Origin of the sequence: Klebsiella sp. HC6 (genome assembly GCF_022605325.1) — a bacterium.
Taxonomy (GTDB): Bacteria; Pseudomonadota; Gammaproteobacteria; order Enterobacterales; family Enterobacteriaceae; genus Klebsiella; species Klebsiella terrigena.
On the sequence record NZ_CP093276.1, the window covers coordinates 1,548,213 to 1,565,389 of the forward strand.

Sequence of the window (17,177 nt, forward strand, 5' to 3'; positions counted from 1 at the left end):
AGAAGGACTGCGTGGAAACGTATAACAACGAAAACGATCAGGTCGATGCGCTCAAGCGTTTCTTTGCCGAAAATGGCAAAGCGCTGGCCGTTGGGGTGATTTTAGGGATTGGAGCGCTGGTTGGCTGGCGCTACTGGAGCTCTCATCAGCAGGATACGGCCAGAGACTCCTCTTTAGCCTATGAGAATGCTATTTCCGCGCTTAAATCGGACAAGCCCGAGGCGCTGAATTCGGCGCAGAAGTTCGCCGCTGACAGCAAAAATGCCTACGGGGCGTTTGCCTCCCTGGAGCTGGCGCAGCGCTTTGTTGACAAAAACGATCTGCAGAGCGCTGAAAAGCAGCTCCAGCAGGGATTAGCCGCCGCCCCGGATGATAATCTGAAGTCGGTTATCAACATGCGTCTTGCTCGCGTGCAGCTGCAGCTGAAAAATCCTGATGCGGCGCTGAAGACCCTTGAGGGGATCAAAGGCGAAGGCTGGACCGCGATTGTTGCCGATCTTCGCGGTGAGATTCTGCTGGATAAAGGCGACAAGCAGGGCGCTCGCGCGGCGTGGGAAGCGGGCGTGAAAAGCGATGCTTCACCGGCGCTCAGCGAAATGATGCGTATGAAAATAAATAATTTGTCCATCTGAGAGGGACTCGATGCAATTGCGTAAATTACTTTTGCCAGGGCTGCTTTCCGTTACCTTATTGAGCGGTTGTTCGTTGTTTAACAGCGAAGAAGATGTGGTGAAAATGTCGCCACTGCCGACGGTGGAAAATCAGTTTACGCCGTCCACGTCCTGGAGCACCTCAGTTGGCGATGGTATCGGCGAATTTTACTCTAACCTCCATCCGGCCTTTGCCGACGGCGTCGTGTACGCGGCCGACCGTAAAGGCACCGTTAAAGCGCTGGGCGCTGACGACGGGAAAGAGGTTTGGTCGGTGAACCTGGCCGAAAAAGACGGCTGGTTCTCCCGCGCGCCTGCGCTGCTCTCCGGCGGCGTCACCGTCTCCGGCGGCCACGTCTATATCGGCAGTGAAAAAGCGCAGCTGTTTGCCCTGAATACCAGCGATGGTACCGTGGCATGGCAGACTCGCGTGGCGGGTGAAGCGATTTCTCGTCCGGTGGTCAGCGACGGCATGGTGCTGGTGCACACCAGCAACGGCCAGCTGCAGGCGCTGAACGAAGCCGACGGCGCGGTGAAGTGGACCGTCAACCTGGATATGCCGGCGCTTTCTCTGCGCGGTGAATCCGCACCGGCGACCGCTTACGGCGCGGCCATCGTTGGCGGCGATAACGGTCGCGTTAGCGCGGTACTGATGCAGCAGGGTCAGATCATCTGGCAGCAGCGCATCTCTCAGGCCACTGGCCCGACTGAAATCGATCGCCTGAACGACGTTGATACTACTCCGGTTATCGTCAACGGCGTGGTGTATACGCTCGCTTACAACGGCAACCTGACCGCGCTGGATCTGCGCAGCGGCCAGATCATGTGGAAACGCGAGCTTGGCTCGGTGAACGACTTTATCGTTGACGGCAATCGTATCTACCTGGTCGATCAGAACGATCGCCTGCTGGCGTTGACCACCGAAGGCGGCGTGACGCTGTGGACGCAAAGCGATTTACTGCATCGCCTGCTGACCGCTCCGGTGTTGTATAATGGAAATCTGGTCGTCGGCGATAGCGAAGGCTACATGCACTGGGTGAACCCGGAAGATGGGCACTTTGTGGCTCAGCAGAAGGTTGACAGCTCCGGCTTCCGTACCGACCCCATCGTGGCTGACGGTCGCCTGCTCATCCAGGCAACGGACGGTACGCTGTACTCGATTACGCGTTAAGTTGCGCGGTAGTCAGGATTGAGAAACGGCCCCTGGTATACAGGGGCCGTTTTCCTGTTTTTAAAAGCGTCTTGAAAAACGACGCTGCATAGTGATTTGTATGAGGCATTTAACATGATACCTGTGGTCGCGCTTGTCGGGCGCCCTAACGTTGGAAAATCCACGCTCTTCAACCGCCTGACCCGCACTCGTGATGCGCTGGTCGCGGATTTTCCGGGGCTGACTCGTGACCGTAAGTACGGTCGTGCTGAAGTAGAAGGACGTGAATTTATCTGTATCGATACCGGCGGTATCGATGGCACGGAAGACGGCGTTGAAACACGCATGGCTGAACAATCGCTGCTGGCGATTGAAGAAGCGGACGTGGTGCTGTTTATGGTTGATGCGCGCGCCGGCCTGATGCCTGCAGATACGGCGATCGCCAAGCACCTCCGCTCTCGTGAGAAGCCAACCTTCCTGGTGGCGAACAAAACTGACGGCATCGATGCCGACCAGGCCATTGCCGACTTCTGGACGCTGGGCCTCGGTGACATCCACCCGATCGCCGCCTCGCACGGTCGCGGCGTGACCAGCCTGCTGGAGCACGTGCTGCTGCCGTGGGCGGAAGAGATCGACCCGTCGGAAGAAGTTGACGAAGACGCCGCCTACTGGGCGCAGTTTGAAGCCGAGCAGAACGGCGAATTGCCGGAAGAGCCGGAGGATGACTTTAATCCCCAGGACCTGCCGATTAAGCTGGCTATCGTTGGTCGTCCAAACGTCGGTAAGTCAACGCTGACTAACCGTATTCTCGGTGAAGATCGCGTCGTGGTCTACGACATGCCGGGCACCACCCGCGACAGCATTTACATTCCGATGCAGCGCGATGAGCGCGAATATGTGCTGATTGATACCGCGGGCGTACGTAAGCGCGGTAAAATTACCGATGTTGTAGAAAAGTTCTCGGTTATCAAAACGCTGCAGGCGATTGAAGACGCCAACGTGGTGCTGCTGGTTATCGATGCGCGGGAAGGTATTTCCGATCAGGATCTCTCCCTGCTGGGCTTTATCCTCAACAGCGGCCGCTCGCTGGTGATCGTCGTCAACAAGTGGGATGGCCTGAGCCAGGAAGTCAGAGAGCAGGTGAAAGAGACCCTTGATTTCCGTCTGGGCTTTATCGATTTCGCCCGCGTACACTTTATCTCTGCCCTGCACGGCAGCGGCGTCGGCAACCTGTTTGAATCGGTACGCGAAGCCTATGACAGCGCCACCCGTCGCGTGAGCACGGCGATGCTGACCCGCATTATGACCATGGCAGCGGAAGATCATCAGCCGCCGCTGGTACGCGGCCGTCGCGTGAAGCTGAAATATGCCCACGCCGGTGGTTATAACCCGCCGATCGTGGTGATCCACGGCAACCAGGTCAAAGACCTGCCGGACTCCTACAAACGCTATCTGATGAACTACTTCCGCAAATCGCTGGAAGTTATGGGTACGCCGATCCGTATCCAGTTCAAAGAGGGCGAGAACCCGTTTGCCAACAAACGCAATACCCTGACGCCGAACCAGATGCGTAAGCGTAAGCGCTTGATTAAGCACATCAAGAAAGGAAAGTAAGAGATAAACCCGCCGCTGGCGGGTTTTTTTATTGCCGCAGAGCGCAGCATTCACCGCGCAATCTGCCCGGCGTTCCGCCATAATTCCCTTATTATTTCAGCGGATTACTTTGTGCTAACGGGAGTGGGGAACGATGCAGGCAGGATTTATTGGGCTGGGCGCGGTGGTGGAGACGGCCTGGCTGCCGGCGCTGAAAAATCTGGCGCTACCGCTGGCGGCGTGCTGGGGTTTTGATAGCGATCCTCAGCGGATGCCGGAGGGCGTCAGCCGCTGCGGCTCGCTGGCCGCGCTGCTGGCAAAGCCGCTGGACATCCTGTTTATTACCACCGCCTCACTGCAGCATCTTCCGGTGCTGGAAGCGGCGCTCGCCTCCTCCTGCCCGCGAATTGTGGTGGAAAAGCCGATCGTCGCGACCCTGCAGCAGATTGCGCATCTACGCGCGCTGCTGCGCGCGCCGGAAAACGCCCGCCGGGTGCTGGCGCTGGACCACTGGATGGCGCGCGACGGTGCGCTAAAGCTGGCGCTGGGCCAACTGGATGCCCGCTGGCAGCCGGAGAGCGGGGGGCAGGTCGACCTTCCGCTGCTCTCTTCGCCGCAGGATATTGCGCGTATTGACGGTTTTCTCCAGGAGCCCAGCGGGTTTGACGAGCGGGGCGACCCGGTGGCGCTGAATTTTGCTACCGGCAGGCCGGATACGCGCCGGCTGCGGCATCCCGACGGGGTGATCCTTGATATTGGCACCCACGTGCTGGCGATGCTGCGGGAAACGATCCGCTCCTGCGGCGGCGACGACCGAATCCACCTTCGGGTTCGGCAGGCGAAAGATCGTCTGGGCCAGGCGATTGCCCCCGGCGATACGCAAACTGCGGAAGGGGAGGCGCATCTGCAGGGGGAGCTGAGTGGAGTCCCGCTCAATATCTGGCTCAACAAGTATGCCGGTCCTGCGGGAGGGCAGAAGGGCATGCGGATAGCGCTGCGCGACGGGCGGACGATCAATCTTGACCGCCGTGAGAATAGCGAAGTGGTTGAGCTCGTTGCCGGCGAGCAGGTGCAGCGCTGGCGGCGGGCCGGTGCGATCTACGAGCACTGCCTGGGGGAACATATTCTCGGCGAGGGCAGCCTGTTTGTGCGCGCACCCGATGAGGTCGCGCGGCTGACCCGGCGGCGCATCGACGAGGTGGCGCTGCTGCTGCAGCTTCAGCAGCAAATACGCGGGCCGCACTGAATGGGTATCGTGCTAAGCTGAGCTGACTAAAACATCGTAAGGAATGACTATGCAACCTGAGCAACCTGATTGCCCTCTCTGCCACGCGCCGCTGGAGGTGCAGGCCGGCAGCGCGCGCTGCGCGAGCTGCGAAAAAGAGTTTACTCTGCAGGCCCGCTGCCCGGATTGCCACCAACCGCTGGAGGTCTTAAAAGCCTGCGGAGCGATCGATTATTTTTGCCAGCACGGGCACGGGTTGATTTCGAAGAAGCGCGTTGAGTTCGCGCTGCCTGACCAGGCGTAGCTATTTCTTCTTAGCGCGCGCTTTTTTGACCGGCGCGATCGCCTTCACTTCGCTTTCGACCCAGCCGTCGTTTAAGCGGGTGGTCAGCAGATCGCCCGCCTTCACCTGCTTCGTTTGCTTCAGGACGCTGCCGTCGCTGGCGGAGGTGACGCTATAGCCGCGGGCGAGGGTCGCCAGCGGGCTGACGGCTTCGAGATGGGTTACCGTATTGCCGAAACGCTCGCGCTGTTCGCTCAGTCGCGCGCGGATGCTCTCGGCGAGACGATACTCCAGCTGCTGGATACGCGACTGGCCGCGATGAATACGCGGCTGCGGATTGTGCGCGTTCAGGCGCTGAAGGGCGCGCTGCTGGCGCTGATCGGCGCGCTTCATCTGCGTATCAAGCGCCAGACGCATCCGCTGGCGCAGCCGCTCAAGCGCCGTCTGCTGGCGCACTAAGCGCAGCTGCGGATGCTGCTGCTGCAGGCGGTGGAAAAGCTGGGTAAACCGGCGATGGCGGTTAGCGAGGAAGTAGTCCATCGCCATTTCCAGACGCTGCTGCCCGGACTGCAGCTGGCGCAGCAGCTCCTGCTGGTTGCGGCTGACGATCTCGGCCGCCGCAGAGGGCGTAGGCGCCCGCAGGTCGGCGACAAAATCGGCAATCGTCACGTCGGTTTCATGGCCGACGGCGCTGACGACCGGAATGCGGCTGGCAAAAATCGCCCGTGCCACCCGCTCATCGTTAAAGCTCCACAGATCTTCCAGCGAACCGCCGCCGCGGCCGACGATCAGCACGTCGCACTCCCGGCGCTGGTTGGCTAACGCGATGGCGCGTACGATCTGCCCCGGCGCGTCATCACCCTGCACTGCCGTCGGATAAATAATCACCGGCAGAGAGGGATCGCGGCGTTTGAGGACCTGCAAAATATCGTGCAGCGCGGCGCCGGTTTTAGAGGTAATGACCCCCACGCAGTGGGCCGGGGAGGGGAGCGGCTGCTTGTGCTGCTGGTCGAACAGACCTTCTGCCGCCAGCTGCGCTTTCAGCTGTTCGTACTTCTGCTGCAGCAGCCCTTCACCGGCGGGCTGCATGCTTTCGACGATGATCTGATAGTCGCCGCGCGGCTCGTAGAGCGTGATATTGGCGCGCACCAGCACCTGCTGCCCGTGCTGCGGGCGGAAGGTGACGCGGCGGTTGCTGTTGCGGAACATCGCACAGCGCACCTGGGCGTTATCGTCTTTTAAGGTGAAGTACCAGTGACCGGAAGAGGGCTGGCTGAAATTAGAGATCTCGCCGCTGATCCAAACCTGGCCCATTTCCTGTTCCAGCAGCAGGCGAACCGTCTGGTTTAGGCGGCTGACCGTAAAAATTGCGGGGGATTGAGATGGTAACATGTGAGCAAGATCAAACTTTAAATCAGCAGGTTAATCAGTCGATAGTAACCTGCCGGGAGGCGATAGCAAGTATTATTTGCAAAAAAGGGTAGATGCAATCGGTTACGCTCTGTATAATGCCACGGCAATATTTATCCACCCTGGTCGAGATATTGCCCATGCTACGTATCGCTAAAGAAGCTCTGACGTTTGACGACGTTCTCCTCGTTCCCGCTCATTCTACCGTTCTGCCGAATACCGCCGATCTCAGCACTCAGCTGACGAAAACAATTCGTCTGAATATTCCTATGCTCTCTGCGGCTATGGATACCGTGACGGAAGCGCGTCTGGCAATTGCCCTCGCACAGGAAGGCGGCATCGGCTTTATTCATAAAAACATGTCCATCGAGCGCCAGGCGGAAGAAGTTCGCCGCGTGAAGAAACATGAGTCCGGCGTGGTGTCTGACCCGCAGACCGTACTGCCAACCACCACCCTTCGCGAAGTGAAAGAGCTGACCGCGCGCAACGGTTTCGCCGGCTATCCGGTGGTTACCGAAGATAACGAGCTGGTCGGGATCATCACCGGCCGCGACGTGCGCTTCGTTACCGACATGAACCAGGCCGTTAGCGTTTATATGACTCCGAAAGAGCGTCTGGTGACCGTGCGTGAAGGCGAAACCCGCGAAGTCGTGTTTGCTAAAATGCACGAGAAGCGCGTTGAGAAAGCGCTGGTAGTGGACGAGAGCTTCCACCTGATCGGCATGATTACCGTTAAAGATTTCCAGAAAGCAGAACGTAAACCGAACGCCTGTAAAGATGAGCACGGTCGTTTGCGCGTAGGCGCGGCGGTTGGCGCCGGTGCCGGTAACGAAGATCGCGTTGATGCGCTGGTTGCCGCAGGCGTTGACGTTCTGCTGATCGACTCCTCCCACGGCCACTCTGAAGGCGTTCTGCAGCGCATTCGCGAAACGCGGGCAAAATATCCGAACCTGCAAATCATCGGCGGCAACGTGGCGACCGGCGCCGGCGCACGCGCGCTGGCTGAAGCCGGCGTGAGCGCGGTGAAGGTCGGGATTGGTCCTGGCTCTATCTGCACCACGCGTATCGTTACCGGCGTAGGCGTTCCGCAGATTACCGCCGTTTCTGACGCGGTCGAAGCGCTGGAAGGCACCGGGATCCCGGTTATCGCCGACGGCGGCATCCGCTTCTCCGGCGATATCGCGAAAGCGATTGCCGCGGGCGCTGCTGCGGTAATGGTGGGCTCGATGCTGGCGGGTACCGAAGAGTCCCCGGGCGAAATTGAGCTTTACCAGGGCCGTTCATACAAATCCTACCGCGGTATGGGCTCCCTGGGCGCGATGTCCAAAGGTTCCTCCGACCGCTACTTCCAGAGCGATAACGCGGCTGACAAACTGGTACCGGAAGGTATCGAAGGCCGCGTAGCCTACAAAGGCCGCCTGAAAGAGATCATTCACCAGCAGATGGGCGGCCTGCGTTCCTGTATGGGTCTGACCGGCTGTGGTACCATCGACACCCTGCGTACCAAAGCGGAATTCGTGCGTATCAGCGGTGCAGGCATCCAGGAAAGCCACGTTCACGACGTGACGATCACCAAGGAATCCCCGAACTACCGCATGGGCTCCTGATTTTCATCGCCCGGCCATGCGCCGGGCGATTTTATTTAATTGCTACTGCTCTGGAATAAACGTCAATGACGGACAACATTCATAAACATCGCATTCTTATCCTCGACTTCGGTTCTCAGTACACTCAGCTGGTTGCGCGTCGCGTACGTGAATTAGGCGTTTACTGCGAACTGTGGGCCTGGGACGTGACTGAAGCTCAGATCCGTGAATTCAACCCAAGCGGCATCATTCTTTCCGGCGGCCCGGAAAGCACCACTGAAGATAACAGCCCGCGCGCGCCGGAATACGTTTTCGAAGCCGGCGTGCCGGTCTTTGGCGTGTGCTACGGCATGCAGACCATGGCAATGCAGCTGGGCGGCCACGTTGAGGCTTCCAGCGAGCGTGAGTTCGGCTACGCGCAGGTTGAAGTACAAACCGACAGCGCGCTGATCCGCGGGATTGAAGATTCGCTCAGCGCCGACGGCAAGCCTCTGCTCGACGTCTGGATGAGCCATGGCGATAAAGTGACCGCCATCCCGTCTGACTTCGTGACCGTTGCCAGCACCGAGACCTGTCCGTTCGCCATTATGGCTAACGAAGAAAAACGCTTCTACGGCGTGCAGTTCCACCCGGAAGTGACCCACACCCGCCAGGGCCTGCGTATGCTGGACCGCTTCGTGCGCGATATCTGCCAGTGTGAAGCGCTGTGGACGCCGGCTAAGATTATTGATGATGCCATTGAGCGCATCCGTCAGCAGGTTGGCGACGACAAAGTGATCCTCGGCCTGTCCGGCGGCGTCGACTCTTCCGTTACCGCTATGCTGCTGCATCGGGCGATTGGCAAAAACCTGACCTGCGTGTTCGTTGATAACGGCCTGCTGCGCCTGAACGAAGCCGAGCAGGTGATGGACATGTTTGGCGACCGCTTCGGCCTGAACATCATCCACGTTTCCGCGGAAGATCGTTTCCTCGCCGCGCTGGCCGGTGAGAACGACCCGGAAGCGAAACGTAAAATTATCGGCCGCGTGTTCGTTGAGCTATTTGACGAAGAAGCGCTGAAGCTGGAAGACGTGAAGTGGCTGGCGCAGGGGACTATCTACCCTGACGTGATCGAGTCCGCGGCCTCCGCGACCGGTAAAGCGCACGTTATCAAATCTCACCACAACGTGGGCGGCCTGCCGAAAGAGATGAAGATGGGCCTCGTTGAACCGCTGAAAGAGCTGTTCAAAGACGAAGTGCGTAAAATCGGCCTCGAGCTGGGCCTGCCGTACGACATGCTGTACCGTCACCCGTTCCCGGGTCCGGGCCTCGGCGTACGCGTGCTGGGCGAAGTGAAGAAAGAGTACTGCGACCTGCTGCGTCGCGCGGACGCTATCTTCATCGAAGAGCTGCACAAAGCCGACCTGTACAACAAGGTTAGCCAGGCGTTCACCGTGTTCCTGCCGGTTCGTTCCGTCGGCGTGATGGGCGATGGCCGTAAATACGACTGGGTTGTTTCCCTGCGTGCGGTAGAAACCATCGACTTTATGACCGCCCACTGGGCGCACCTGCCGTACGACTTCCTCGGCCGCGTCTCCAACCGCATCATCAACGAAGTGAACGGTATTTCCCGCGTAGTCTATGACATCAGCGGCAAGCCGCCGGCGACGATCGAGTGGGAATGATTTACAGCTAGTTCATAGCTAATCATATCTACTCAAATACTTCCCTAACCCTCTGTAATTGCAGAGGGTTTTTCTTTATATCACACCAAATCTATTCACTCTATCTCACTTTTTTAGCCGGTATATGTGACGGTATTACCTGAAAGGTATATTCTCATACCGTCAAAAACATATCCGCGTTATGGGTGAAAAGTGCTTACCGATACCAAATTAAAAAACCTCAAGCCTCAGGACAAACTCTACAAGGTTTCAGATCGTGACGGTCTGTATGTTGCGGTGCTCACATCAGGCAGCATCTCGTTTCGCTACGACTACCGGATCAACGGGCGCCGGGAAACGCTGGTCATTGGGCAGTATGGCCGTGACGGTATATCCCTGGCCGAAGCGCGCGAGGAACTCACTACCGCTAAAAAGCTGCTGAAGTCAGGCCAGTCGCCTGCTGCGGCCAAGCGTGACGGTATCAGGAAGATCGCCGGCGCGGAGACGTTCGCGGTACATACCGACAGCTACATGAAGCATGCCGTTCTGGCTGAGAGCACCAGAGCAATGAAGCGGGCCGTGATCGACAGGGATATTCTCCCGGCCCTCGGAAACAAAATGATGGTCGAGATTACCACGCGGATGATACGCGACCTGTGCGACAGGATAGTTGAGCGCGGCGGCCGGGCGACGGCGATTCAGGTCAGAGAGATAATCAGCAGCGTATATCGGTACGCCAATGACCGCGGGCATGGACTGTTTAATCCGGCGGCAGATATAAAGCCCAGCGCTATCGCTACGTTTAAACCGCGTGACCGCTGCCTGCAGCCGGAAGAAATCGGCGTACTGTTCCGCACTATCGATACCGTCAGCACGTTACCCACGCTGAAGTTGGCCGTTAAGCTGATACTGATCACTATGGTCAGGAAAAGTGAGTTCACACAGGCGATCTGGAAGGAGGTAGATTTCAGTAAAGGCACCTGGACGATACCAGCCGAAAGAATGAAGGGAAGCCGGTCACACGTTATCTATCTGCCGCAGCAGGCCCAGGATTTGATGGTCGGCCTGCAGATGTGCGCCGGCGGCAGTGATTATCTGCTTCCCGGGCGTTACAGCACCAGTAAGCCGCTATCGAATGCGGCTCTTAACTCAGTTATCGATCGCTCAGTCGCCGCCGCAGCTGATGCAGGAGAGAGCCTGCAACCGCTCACAGTGCATGACCTGCGCCGCACAGCGAGCACGCTGCTGCATGAAGCAGGTTTCCCATCAGACTGGATAGAAAAGGCGCTGGCGCATGAGCAGAAGGGCGTACGTGCGGTTTACAACAAGGCCGAGTATTCCCGCCAGCGCGCCTACATGCTGCAGCAGTGGGCGGATATGATAGATGCGTGGATAGCAGGTGAGCATTACGATCTGGTGCCGTTCTCCCCATCGGAGTTTGAGAGATGGATGGAAGGAAAATAAAGCCGCCGTCAGGCGGCTCATCTTTGTGCATTTTTGATAGATGGGCATGCCAGCCTGTCATCATGCGTTTTGTGGCAATAATCGCATATCCTAAGATGCTCATAGGCATGGTTCAGCACGATGACCGATTGATTCGGCTGTAGCGCTACGCCGTTCTCAAACAAATCTTGCAGAAACTGAACCATCGCATTTGCCGAATCCCGTTGCTCTCGATAGCGTTCGGACTCCCGCTGCAGCCGGAGAATTTCTCCGTTCCGTTGGTTAATAACCGCTCGGGCCTCTTCGAGTTGGCGTATCAGGGATGCCTCTTCTGAAATATTCACGCAGCCTCCGTTCTGACAACCGGAATTGCGCAGCCCGGCAGGAGCTCGACCGCCGACGATGCGCACTGGTTACCCCATACGTCGAATCCATGCGACGACTGGCGGGCGAAGAGCTCAATGCGCGGCACGTCACCCAGCAGTTGCACCAGTTTTTCTCGCACAATATCCGGTTTGCGTGAATGCTCCAGTCGCGGCGCGGTAAACGACTGGACGATGCCGGCATTAAGCCGGGGAGGCAGGTTACCTTTCACAGCAAAAAGGCAATCCTCGCTGTTCGCCCGGGTCATATGCCCCATACCCAGCACCAATTTATCCGTCTGCCGGCGGCCGCACTTATGCCACGTAAAACCTTTCATTGTCATCAGTCGAAAGCCCCACGACTCCATCACCTTTAGCGCCTCGACCGGCTGGGTCGGCACCCACCACATTGCCAGCAGGCAGTTATCTGCAGCCAGTTCCCACACCGGCAGTCGGCAGATATCCAGGTAATTCATCACTGGATATTTGAACCCGGCGCCGCGGTTCCCGTCGGCGGCCTTGTCGCGAAAGACCCAAGGAGGATCGGCATAAATCAGGGTGTATTTAGTCATAAACCACCCCTGATTTTGCGCAGATACCGGCGTAATCGCCGCGGCGCAGGCCATTACCGTGACCAATACACTGATCTCTGCGCACTGCGATGCGAGCGCGCTCCACTTCACCCATTGCAACATCCATGCATTCAAGCCAAAGACGCGCCGCCAGGCGGTACTGTCCTTTGTTTTCCCGATCTATAGCTCGTTGTTCGACTTCCAGAGCCGCCGGCGTAACGGCTATTACCTTTGATGCTCTGCGCTGCGGAGCGTACTGCGCGTGATATTTTTCAGCCCGGTTCATCTTATCCAACCCTCTCGAAATATGACCGCCAGCAGAAACAGCCAGGCGGATATGGCGGCCAGGCACCAATACCAACCTGACCACCTGGCCCAGTGGCGCGCCATCGCCGTCATGCGGCATTACTCACCGGTCGATACTGGCGCTGATCGACGGGCGGCTTTTTTCCGCCGAACTCTTCCGGGCTGGCCGCGCGCCGCTCGTCTAGCCACTTCTCCACTTCTTCCTGAGTCCAGACGCAGCGCTTATCTGTGATGTACCAACGCTTCGGGAATTCCCCGTTTTTCTCCATGCGATCGATAGTGCTCATCGATAACGGCACCACCGACAGCAGTTTTTTTCTACCTAATGCACCTTTCATAGATACCTCTCGTGTTACGGTGCGGCGCCGGGCGCCGCGGTGGTGATTACATCGGGACTTCGGTCAATTCATCGCGGCGGATGTTATAAACGTCGGTAGCCATTTCGAGCCATTTATCCGAGAGCGCATCGCATGCCCCCGGGCGTTTTTTACCGTCCGGCCAGGTCCCGCCGTTAAAGATGAGATCCAGTGTTTCCACGCTTTCCGCGTTGCCGGCGGCATCGGTAAAACTGGCAAGCATCTCTTCCTGCGACCGCGTAGCGTGCTTCTCTTCCTGCGGCTTTTCAGGCTTCGCATTGATCAGGCTGTTCATGCCTGCCGCAGTGCTGGCCGGCGGCGTGATGTCGCGTTCAACGCGCGGCGCGGTTTCCTGCAGCTCATCAGGGGTGTAAACGCCGAGAATTACGTCAGGGCAATACAGGCGGGCCCAGCGCTTAACACCCAGATATGCCAGTTGTTGCTTTGGATCGCTTCCCCATAAAGTTGAGTTACGAACCTGGGCCTGGGTAAGTAATAGGTCCAGTACACGAGGCTCACTTTCGCCTTTCAGAGTTGCCCAGACCTTTACCCCGCAACCTTTTTCATCCGTTGCTGACCATCCAGCTGCCAGATACTTTTTCCCTTTGTCGTTTGTTTTTTCGATGAACTTTCCGATCACATTTTCCCATGGCCCGAACCATTCAAAGTGAACGCGATCCTTTGTTGGAGCCATTGCGGTAATGGCTGCGTTTACCAGTTGCGCTTCGTAACCCAGCGCGCCGTTAATGACGTGAGTTTTTTGCGCTACAGCGAAGGGATTCATCCCCCACTGTGCAGCCTGCATTGCTACTGCCATACAGTCAGCAGGCTTTCCTGTAAGATGCGCCGGTACCGTAACCCGGCTCTGAGCCATCAACTCAGCAAAGCGCACTAACTGGTTGATGCCTTCCGGACTGAAGATTGCCGCGGCGGTGCCTACGGTTGCGCCTGGCTGCGATGTGATTGCGATGTCGTTGCTCATACGTACAGATCCTGTTTGCGTGCCCACTCAGGGCGTTTAATAATTTCTACGCCGCCCCATTCATCGGTAAGGCGGCACTGGTGATAGGTATTCAGATCCCGGCGGAACAACACCATTCCGGTATCAACATCTGGCGCGTCCAGTTCGAACACGCGTACCGGGTAGCGGCCGCAGTCGATGCTTTCGCTGACTGCCAGGAAAAAGAACCCATGCACTTCACCGGTAACTTTTTGCGCGCCTTCGCAGTACATAGCGTTCTGCACGTGGTACCGAAATTCCTCGATGTGCCGGGCGAATCGATCCATGTCGGCGATTTTCTTCACGTCGACGATCACGTTGTGCTCGTTGAGCCATTTATCCGGGCGGATGCGGCACAGTTCGCCGGTCTCGTCGTCGGTCCAGTACATTGACGTTTCACAGTGGCCTGGCGCCTCCAGCATCCATCTCGCCGCCGGGTGTGCCATTGCGCTATCGCGCATCAACTGAAGTTTCCTACCCTGTTCAGCGTCCATCACCGTCATGCCCATGCCAGCGACGTCATTAAGAAATGCAATTTCATCCTCTTTTCCGGCGGTGGTGCGGCGATTGAACTGTGGAGCCACGATGAATCGCTTATCGAATTCTTCCGGCTCCAGAAGCAGGCAGTGCAGGGCGGTTCCCATATCCAGCGCGGACTTTTTCTCTTCGTCCTCTGGCGCCGCCTTAATCCACTTCAGCAGGGCTGGATTTTTAGCCAGCAGGTCGAGCTGCGACTTACTCACGCCGTCGCCGGCGTGGTAATCCTCGTTGCTGATGTCGTGATAGATGCCTGGATTCATGCCGCTGTCCTCGCGCTGTCGATCCTGTCGGCCAGGTCCAGGCGGGCGACGATACCGGTCAGCTCGCGCTGGAATGTCGACATGACCTCTTCGAACTCGCAGCTTTCGCGCGCTGCATCCAGGATCTCTTTACGGACGCCGGCGCGCAGCAGTGCTCGCTCGAACGTCTCATCCAGGTCGGCGCCGCTGACTGCATCAATCAGCTCAACGTGGCGGTCGTACAAATTCGACGACATCTGGTAATCACCGCCGAACTGAGCGACGATTTTTTTCAGGTTGTTGAATTGCTGAATGTTCATAACCACCTCAGTATTTGATGGTTGTCGCCGGAACTTTCCCGCGAGCGATAGCGACGACACAGGCTTTTGCCCAGTCATCAGGGATCCCCTGGTCGATAAGAGCCTGAACCGCTGCTGCATTGATGCTGCGGCGATGCTCAACATCAGTAGCGCGGCGCGCTTCTTCTTCTGCAATGCGCTTTTGCTCAGCCAGGCGGGTTGACTCTTTCTCTTCGGCTTCACGGCGGATGCGGTCGGCTTCTTCCTGGGCTTTCTGAGCTTCAGCCTGCTGCCTTTCGGTGGTTTCAGCAGAAACAAGCAACTGCTTTATTTGCTGAATAGCTTGCTGCTTGGCGTTTTCAGCAGCACTAATCAGCGATCCAAATCTTTCATCAATAGGCCAAGCCTCTGTTTCAGCCAAAGTGTCTTTAATGCATTTAATTGTTCCGCCCTGGCGAACGCCTAAGCGTCCTGAATGCGCTATAATCACCTGCTGTTGAATTCCACTAATTTCACTCAGCGCATCTTGATGCTGCTGACGTTCGCGCTGAACTTGCTCTTCCGTATCACGCCTGGCTTGGTCTGCCGCTTCCCGGCGGATAGTCTCTTCACGCTCAAGACGTGATTTTTCTTCTGCCTCTTTACGAAGGCGTTCCAGTTCGGCGGCTTCATGCTCGCGTTTTTGTGCTAACGCCAAAGATACTTCTAACTGCTGAATGGTCGAGTCTTTAGCAACTCCAGCCTCTGCTGCGCGTTCCTGCCAACTGTCATCCAGCACCACGGATTTAGCCTCCTGAATGCGCGCCTTAATATCAGAGGATGGTAGGTAGTTTCCGGTAGCGTCGATCACTTCAGCCAGTGCGCGCAATCCAACAAGACGCTGTTGCAGTGCTTCGGTGCGTGCCTTTTCCGTGTCTTCCCACTCGGTAAGAGGGCGGCGAACTTCATCACGCATCTGATCGCATTCGGTTACGAATCGGCGCAGCTCGGCTTCAACCACCTTTGGCTGCTCTTTCAGGCGCTTCAGGTAATCACGGCCTGGCTTTTCAACCGCTGTTTTGCTCCGAGATACCTGCGCCGCCAGAGACGCGATACGGGCTCGGCCTTTTGCGGTACTCAGGTCAGGAACCTCGTTAACGCCTTCTCGAATCTGCTCAAGAAACTTATCCAGCCCGTTTTCAACGTAAATGCTTGGCGCCATGTCCGGCGCGATTTCGATGATTGCTAATTCACTCACTTGCTCACCCCCATACCCATTTCCGTTTTCACCGCCAATTTATTGACGTATGCCCAGTCGAACGCCTCATGCAGTGAGCGAAACTTCCAACTCATCAGCCCGCATGCGGTGACGCAGTACCAACCGTTGATGATCTGCCACTGCATAATCGTTACCTTTTCTTGTTACCGATGGGGTAATAATTATTCATATAAGATTTGGTGTCAATAGATATGACATTGAAAAATTACCCGTGAGGTAATAGGTGGGGCAATAAAAAAGCCGCGCAATGGCGGCTTAATTACTGAATTGTAAGGTGTTTGTTACTTATTCTTGCTGTGCTGTTCCACCACGAAATCAATGAAACTTTCGATCTTCTCTTTCTCGCCCTGCGGTAACAATGCGAAGCGCTCATGGTCATATTTAATCGCAGCCCGGCCATCCTGGGGGATCAGCAGCTCATAGGCTTTGCGCCCGAATGCCGTCGCAATCGCCTCGAGGTGCGCAACGTTGGCGGATACCTCATTGCGTAGAATGCGGTTAATGGTCGGCTGACTAACGCCGCAGGCATCCGCCAGGCGCTGCTGAGATGAAAGCTCCTGGCTGTTCCGCATCCACTGCTTGAGGTTGTACACGACGAGCTCGCGGACATCGCCAAAGGCAACATCATCTTCAGCTGCTTCAAGAGTGGAAAGTTTGTGATCGACGTCGAGCCAGTTTGTCTGGTGCCGGGCCGCCTGCTCAATTTTGCGCGCAGAGGCATCGCCGATAGGTTTTTTACCATTCACCCAGCGGTTAACCAGGTTGGACTGAATTTCCATACGCTCAGACAAACGCGACTGGACTCCACCGAACTCGGTATTGATTACGTCCTGGAGATTTTCGCGACGAATGTCATGGATGCTTTTCATGTCAGGTAAAAATTTCTCTCTTTGTGAATAAGTTAGTCATTAAATTTAAAGCGATTTTACCTCACAGGTAAATGAACCTCAAAGGTAACAATACTTGCTTTTTGTTACCTTTTGGGTGAATATTGATTATCTGAAATGAATATCAGGCAATAGTTATGAGCGAAGAAATTAAGTTCGATTTCAAACAGCACTGGCTTGATCTGACTCCGGACGAACGCATCGCATTCGCAACTGACGCCGGGACGACGAGCCACTACATTCAGACGCACCTGACCGGTAAGCGTAAAATGCCAGGTAAGCGTTTGATGGATGGGCTTTTTAAAGCCTGTAAGTCCCGTCAGTGGATTAAAAATAAAACAGAACTGGCTGTATTTTTCTACTCCTGAATCCCTC

The 17,177-nt window shown here is 56.7% G+C and carries 20 protein-coding genes; 9 read left to right on the forward strand and 11 right to left on the reverse strand.

Annotated features, from left to right (window positions below; translation table 11 throughout):
• Positions 1-11 precede the first annotated feature (11 nt).
• The 5 genes from MMW58_RS07620 to MMW58_RS07640 all read left to right on the forward strand — a co-directional run bounded on the left by MMW58_RS07620 (position 12) and on the right by MMW58_RS07640 (position 4,922).
• Positions 12-632, forward strand: a complete 621-nt coding sequence (locus MMW58_RS07620) for a YfgM family protein (RefSeq protein WP_133601182.1) — start codon at positions 12-14, stop codon at positions 630-632.
• Positions 633-642: 10 nt separating this feature from the next.
• Entirely contained in the window at positions 643-1,821 is a 1,179-nt protein-coding gene (gene bamB / locus MMW58_RS07625) for an outer membrane protein assembly factor BamB (RefSeq protein ID WP_133601183.1), read from the forward strand.
• 114 nt (positions 1,822-1,935) lie between these two features.
• Positions 1,936-3,414 (forward strand): ribosome biogenesis GTPase Der, encoded by a 1,479-nt coding sequence (gene der / locus MMW58_RS07630; RefSeq protein WP_123710341.1) that lies wholly within the window; start codon positions 1,936-1,938, stop codon positions 3,412-3,414.
• Positions 3,415-3,547: 133 nt separating this feature from the next.
• Positions 3,548-4,639, forward strand: coding sequence for a Gfo/Idh/MocA family oxidoreductase (locus MMW58_RS07635; protein WP_241723030.1), 1,092 nt, complete (start codon positions 3,548-3,550; stop codon positions 4,637-4,639).
• A gap of 49 nt (positions 4,640-4,688) precedes the next feature.
• Positions 4,689-4,922 (forward strand): zinc ribbon domain-containing protein, encoded by a 234-nt coding sequence (locus MMW58_RS07640; RefSeq protein WP_133601186.1) that lies wholly within the window; start codon positions 4,689-4,691, stop codon positions 4,920-4,922.
• On the opposite strand, the gene xseA is transcribed toward MMW58_RS07640, so the two are convergent.
• Entirely contained in the window at positions 4,923-6,293 is a 1,371-nt protein-coding gene (gene xseA / locus MMW58_RS07645; protein WP_241723031.1) for an exodeoxyribonuclease VII large subunit, read from the reverse strand. It lies immediately after the preceding gene.
• 158 nt (positions 6,294-6,451) lie between these two features.
• Here xseA and guaB point away from each other — a divergent pair, with 158 nt between their 5' ends.
• From guaB to MMW58_RS07660, 3 genes are all read left to right on the forward strand, one after another.
• The gene (gene guaB, locus MMW58_RS07650) at positions 6,452-7,918 is read left to right on the forward strand and encodes an IMP dehydrogenase (protein ID WP_041146702.1); all 1,467 of its coding nucleotides are present in this window, start codon (positions 6,452-6,454) and stop codon (positions 7,916-7,918) included.
• 65 nt (positions 7,919-7,983) lie between these two features.
• Entirely contained in the window at positions 7,984-9,561 is a 1,578-nt protein-coding gene (gene guaA / locus MMW58_RS07655; protein WP_241723032.1) for a glutamine-hydrolyzing GMP synthase, read from the forward strand.
• 192 nt (positions 9,562-9,753) lie between these two features.
• Positions 9,754-11,004: a tyrosine-type recombinase/integrase gene (locus tag MMW58_RS07660; RefSeq protein ID WP_241723033.1), complete on the forward strand. Its 1,251-nt coding sequence runs from the start codon at positions 9,754-9,756 to the stop codon at positions 11,002-11,004.
• Between the two features lie 17 nt (positions 11,005-11,021).
• On the opposite strand, the gene MMW58_RS07665 is transcribed toward MMW58_RS07660, so the two are convergent.
• The 10 genes from MMW58_RS07665 to MMW58_RS07710 form a co-directional block, all read right to left on the reverse strand.
• On the reverse strand, positions 11,022-11,327 hold the full coding sequence (locus MMW58_RS07665; protein WP_241723793.1) for a nucleotide exchange factor GrpE: 306 nt from the start codon (positions 11,325-11,327) through the stop codon (positions 11,022-11,024).
• Positions 11,324-11,917 (reverse strand): MT-A70 family methyltransferase, encoded by a 594-nt coding sequence (locus MMW58_RS07670; protein WP_241723034.1) that lies wholly within the window; start codon positions 11,915-11,917, stop codon positions 11,324-11,326. Before MMW58_RS07670 ends, MMW58_RS07665 begins: the two co-directional genes overlap by 4 nt.
• Entirely contained in the window at positions 11,910-12,203 is a 294-nt protein-coding gene (locus MMW58_RS07675) for a PerC family transcriptional regulator (protein ID WP_241723701.1), read from the reverse strand. The genes MMW58_RS07670 and MMW58_RS07675 overlap by 8 nt, the downstream gene beginning before the upstream one ends.
• A gap of 109 nt (positions 12,204-12,312) precedes the next feature.
• A complete protein-coding gene (locus MMW58_RS07680; RefSeq protein ID WP_241723035.1) occupies positions 12,313-12,561 on the reverse strand; it encodes a helix-turn-helix transcriptional regulator in 249 nt (82 codons plus the stop codon).
• 46 nt (positions 12,562-12,607) lie between these two features.
• Positions 12,608-13,561, reverse strand: coding sequence for a RecT family recombinase (locus tag MMW58_RS07685; protein WP_241723036.1), 954 nt, complete (start codon positions 13,559-13,561; stop codon positions 12,608-12,610).
• Entirely contained in the window at positions 13,558-14,379 is an 822-nt protein-coding gene (locus MMW58_RS07690) for a PD-(D/E)XK nuclease-like domain-containing protein (protein WP_241723037.1), read from the reverse strand. The genes MMW58_RS07685 and MMW58_RS07690 overlap by 4 nt, the downstream gene beginning before the upstream one ends.
• Positions 14,376-14,678 (reverse strand): hypothetical protein, encoded by a 303-nt coding sequence (locus MMW58_RS07695; protein WP_241723038.1) that lies wholly within the window; start codon positions 14,676-14,678, stop codon positions 14,376-14,378. Before MMW58_RS07695 ends, MMW58_RS07690 begins: the two co-directional genes overlap by 4 nt.
• Before the next feature lie 7 nt (positions 14,679-14,685).
• Entirely contained in the window at positions 14,686-15,894 is a 1,209-nt protein-coding gene (locus MMW58_RS07700; RefSeq protein WP_241723039.1) for a hypothetical protein, read from the reverse strand.
• Positions 15,891-16,040: a hypothetical protein gene (locus MMW58_RS07705; protein WP_237186576.1), complete on the reverse strand. Its 150-nt coding sequence runs from the start codon at positions 16,038-16,040 to the stop codon at positions 15,891-15,893. The genes MMW58_RS07700 and MMW58_RS07705 overlap by 4 nt, the downstream gene beginning before the upstream one ends.
• Before the next feature lie 156 nt (positions 16,041-16,196).
• A complete protein-coding gene (locus tag MMW58_RS07710) occupies positions 16,197-16,784 on the reverse strand; it encodes a helix-turn-helix domain-containing protein (RefSeq protein WP_241723040.1) in 588 nt (195 codons plus the stop codon).
• A 155-nt stretch (positions 16,785-16,939) separates the two neighbouring features.
• Here MMW58_RS07710 and MMW58_RS07715 point away from each other — a divergent pair, with 155 nt between their 5' ends.
• Positions 16,940-17,170, forward strand: coding sequence for a hypothetical protein (locus MMW58_RS07715; protein ID WP_241723041.1), 231 nt, complete (start codon positions 16,940-16,942; stop codon positions 17,168-17,170).
• Positions 17,171-17,177 lie beyond the last annotated feature (7 nt).

What these genes read in the sequence shown, in the direction of transcription:
- bamB (WP_133601183.1), top strand. Translation starts at nt 643, where the DNA reads ATGCAATTGCGTAAATTACTTTTGCCAGGGCTGCTTTCCGTTACCTTA.
- der (WP_123710341.1), top strand. Translation starts at nt 1,936, where the DNA reads ATGATACCTGTGGTCGCGCTTGTCGGGCGCCCTAACGTTGGAAAATCC.
- MMW58_RS07635 (WP_241723030.1), top strand. Translation starts at nt 3,548, where the DNA reads ATGCAGGCAGGATTTATTGGGCTGGGCGCGGTGGTGGAGACGGCCTGG.
- MMW58_RS07640 (WP_133601186.1), top strand. Translation starts at nt 4,689, where the DNA reads ATGCAACCTGAGCAACCTGATTGCCCTCTCTGCCACGCGCCGCTGGAG.
- xseA (WP_241723031.1), bottom strand. Translation starts at nt 6,293, where the DNA reads ATGTTACCATCTCAATCCCCCGCAATTTTTACGGTCAGCCGCCTAAAC.
- guaB (WP_041146702.1), top strand. Translation starts at nt 6,452, where the DNA reads ATGCTACGTATCGCTAAAGAAGCTCTGACGTTTGACGACGTTCTCCTC.
- guaA (WP_241723032.1), top strand. Translation starts at nt 7,984, where the DNA reads ATGACGGACAACATTCATAAACATCGCATTCTTATCCTCGACTTCGGT.
- MMW58_RS07670 (WP_241723034.1), bottom strand. Translation starts at nt 11,917, where the DNA reads ATGACTAAATACACCCTGATTTATGCCGATCCTCCTTGGGTCTTTCGC.
- MMW58_RS07675 (WP_241723701.1), bottom strand. Translation starts at nt 12,203, where the DNA reads ATGAACCGGGCTGAAAAATATCACGCGCAGTACGCTCCGCAGCGCAGA.
- MMW58_RS07680 (WP_241723035.1), bottom strand. Translation starts at nt 12,561, where the DNA reads ATGAAAGGTGCATTAGGTAGAAAAAAACTGCTGTCGGTGGTGCCGTTA.
- MMW58_RS07685 (WP_241723036.1), bottom strand. Translation starts at nt 13,561, where the DNA reads ATGAGCAACGACATCGCAATCACATCGCAGCCAGGCGCAACCGTAGGC.
- MMW58_RS07690 (WP_241723037.1), bottom strand. Translation starts at nt 14,379, where the DNA reads ATGAATCCAGGCATCTATCACGACATCAGCAACGAGGATTACCACGCC.
- MMW58_RS07695 (WP_241723038.1), bottom strand. Translation starts at nt 14,678, where the DNA reads ATGAACATTCAGCAATTCAACAACCTGAAAAAAATCGTCGCTCAGTTC.
- MMW58_RS07705 (WP_237186576.1), bottom strand. Translation starts at nt 16,040, where the DNA reads ATGCAGTGGCAGATCATCAACGGTTGGTACTGCGTCACCGCATGCGGG.
- MMW58_RS07710 (WP_241723040.1), bottom strand. Translation starts at nt 16,784, where the DNA reads ATGAAAAGCATCCATGACATTCGTCGCGAAAATCTCCAGGACGTAATC.
- MMW58_RS07715 (WP_241723041.1), top strand. Translation starts at nt 16,940, where the DNA reads ATGAGCGAAGAAATTAAGTTCGATTTCAAACAGCACTGGCTTGATCTG.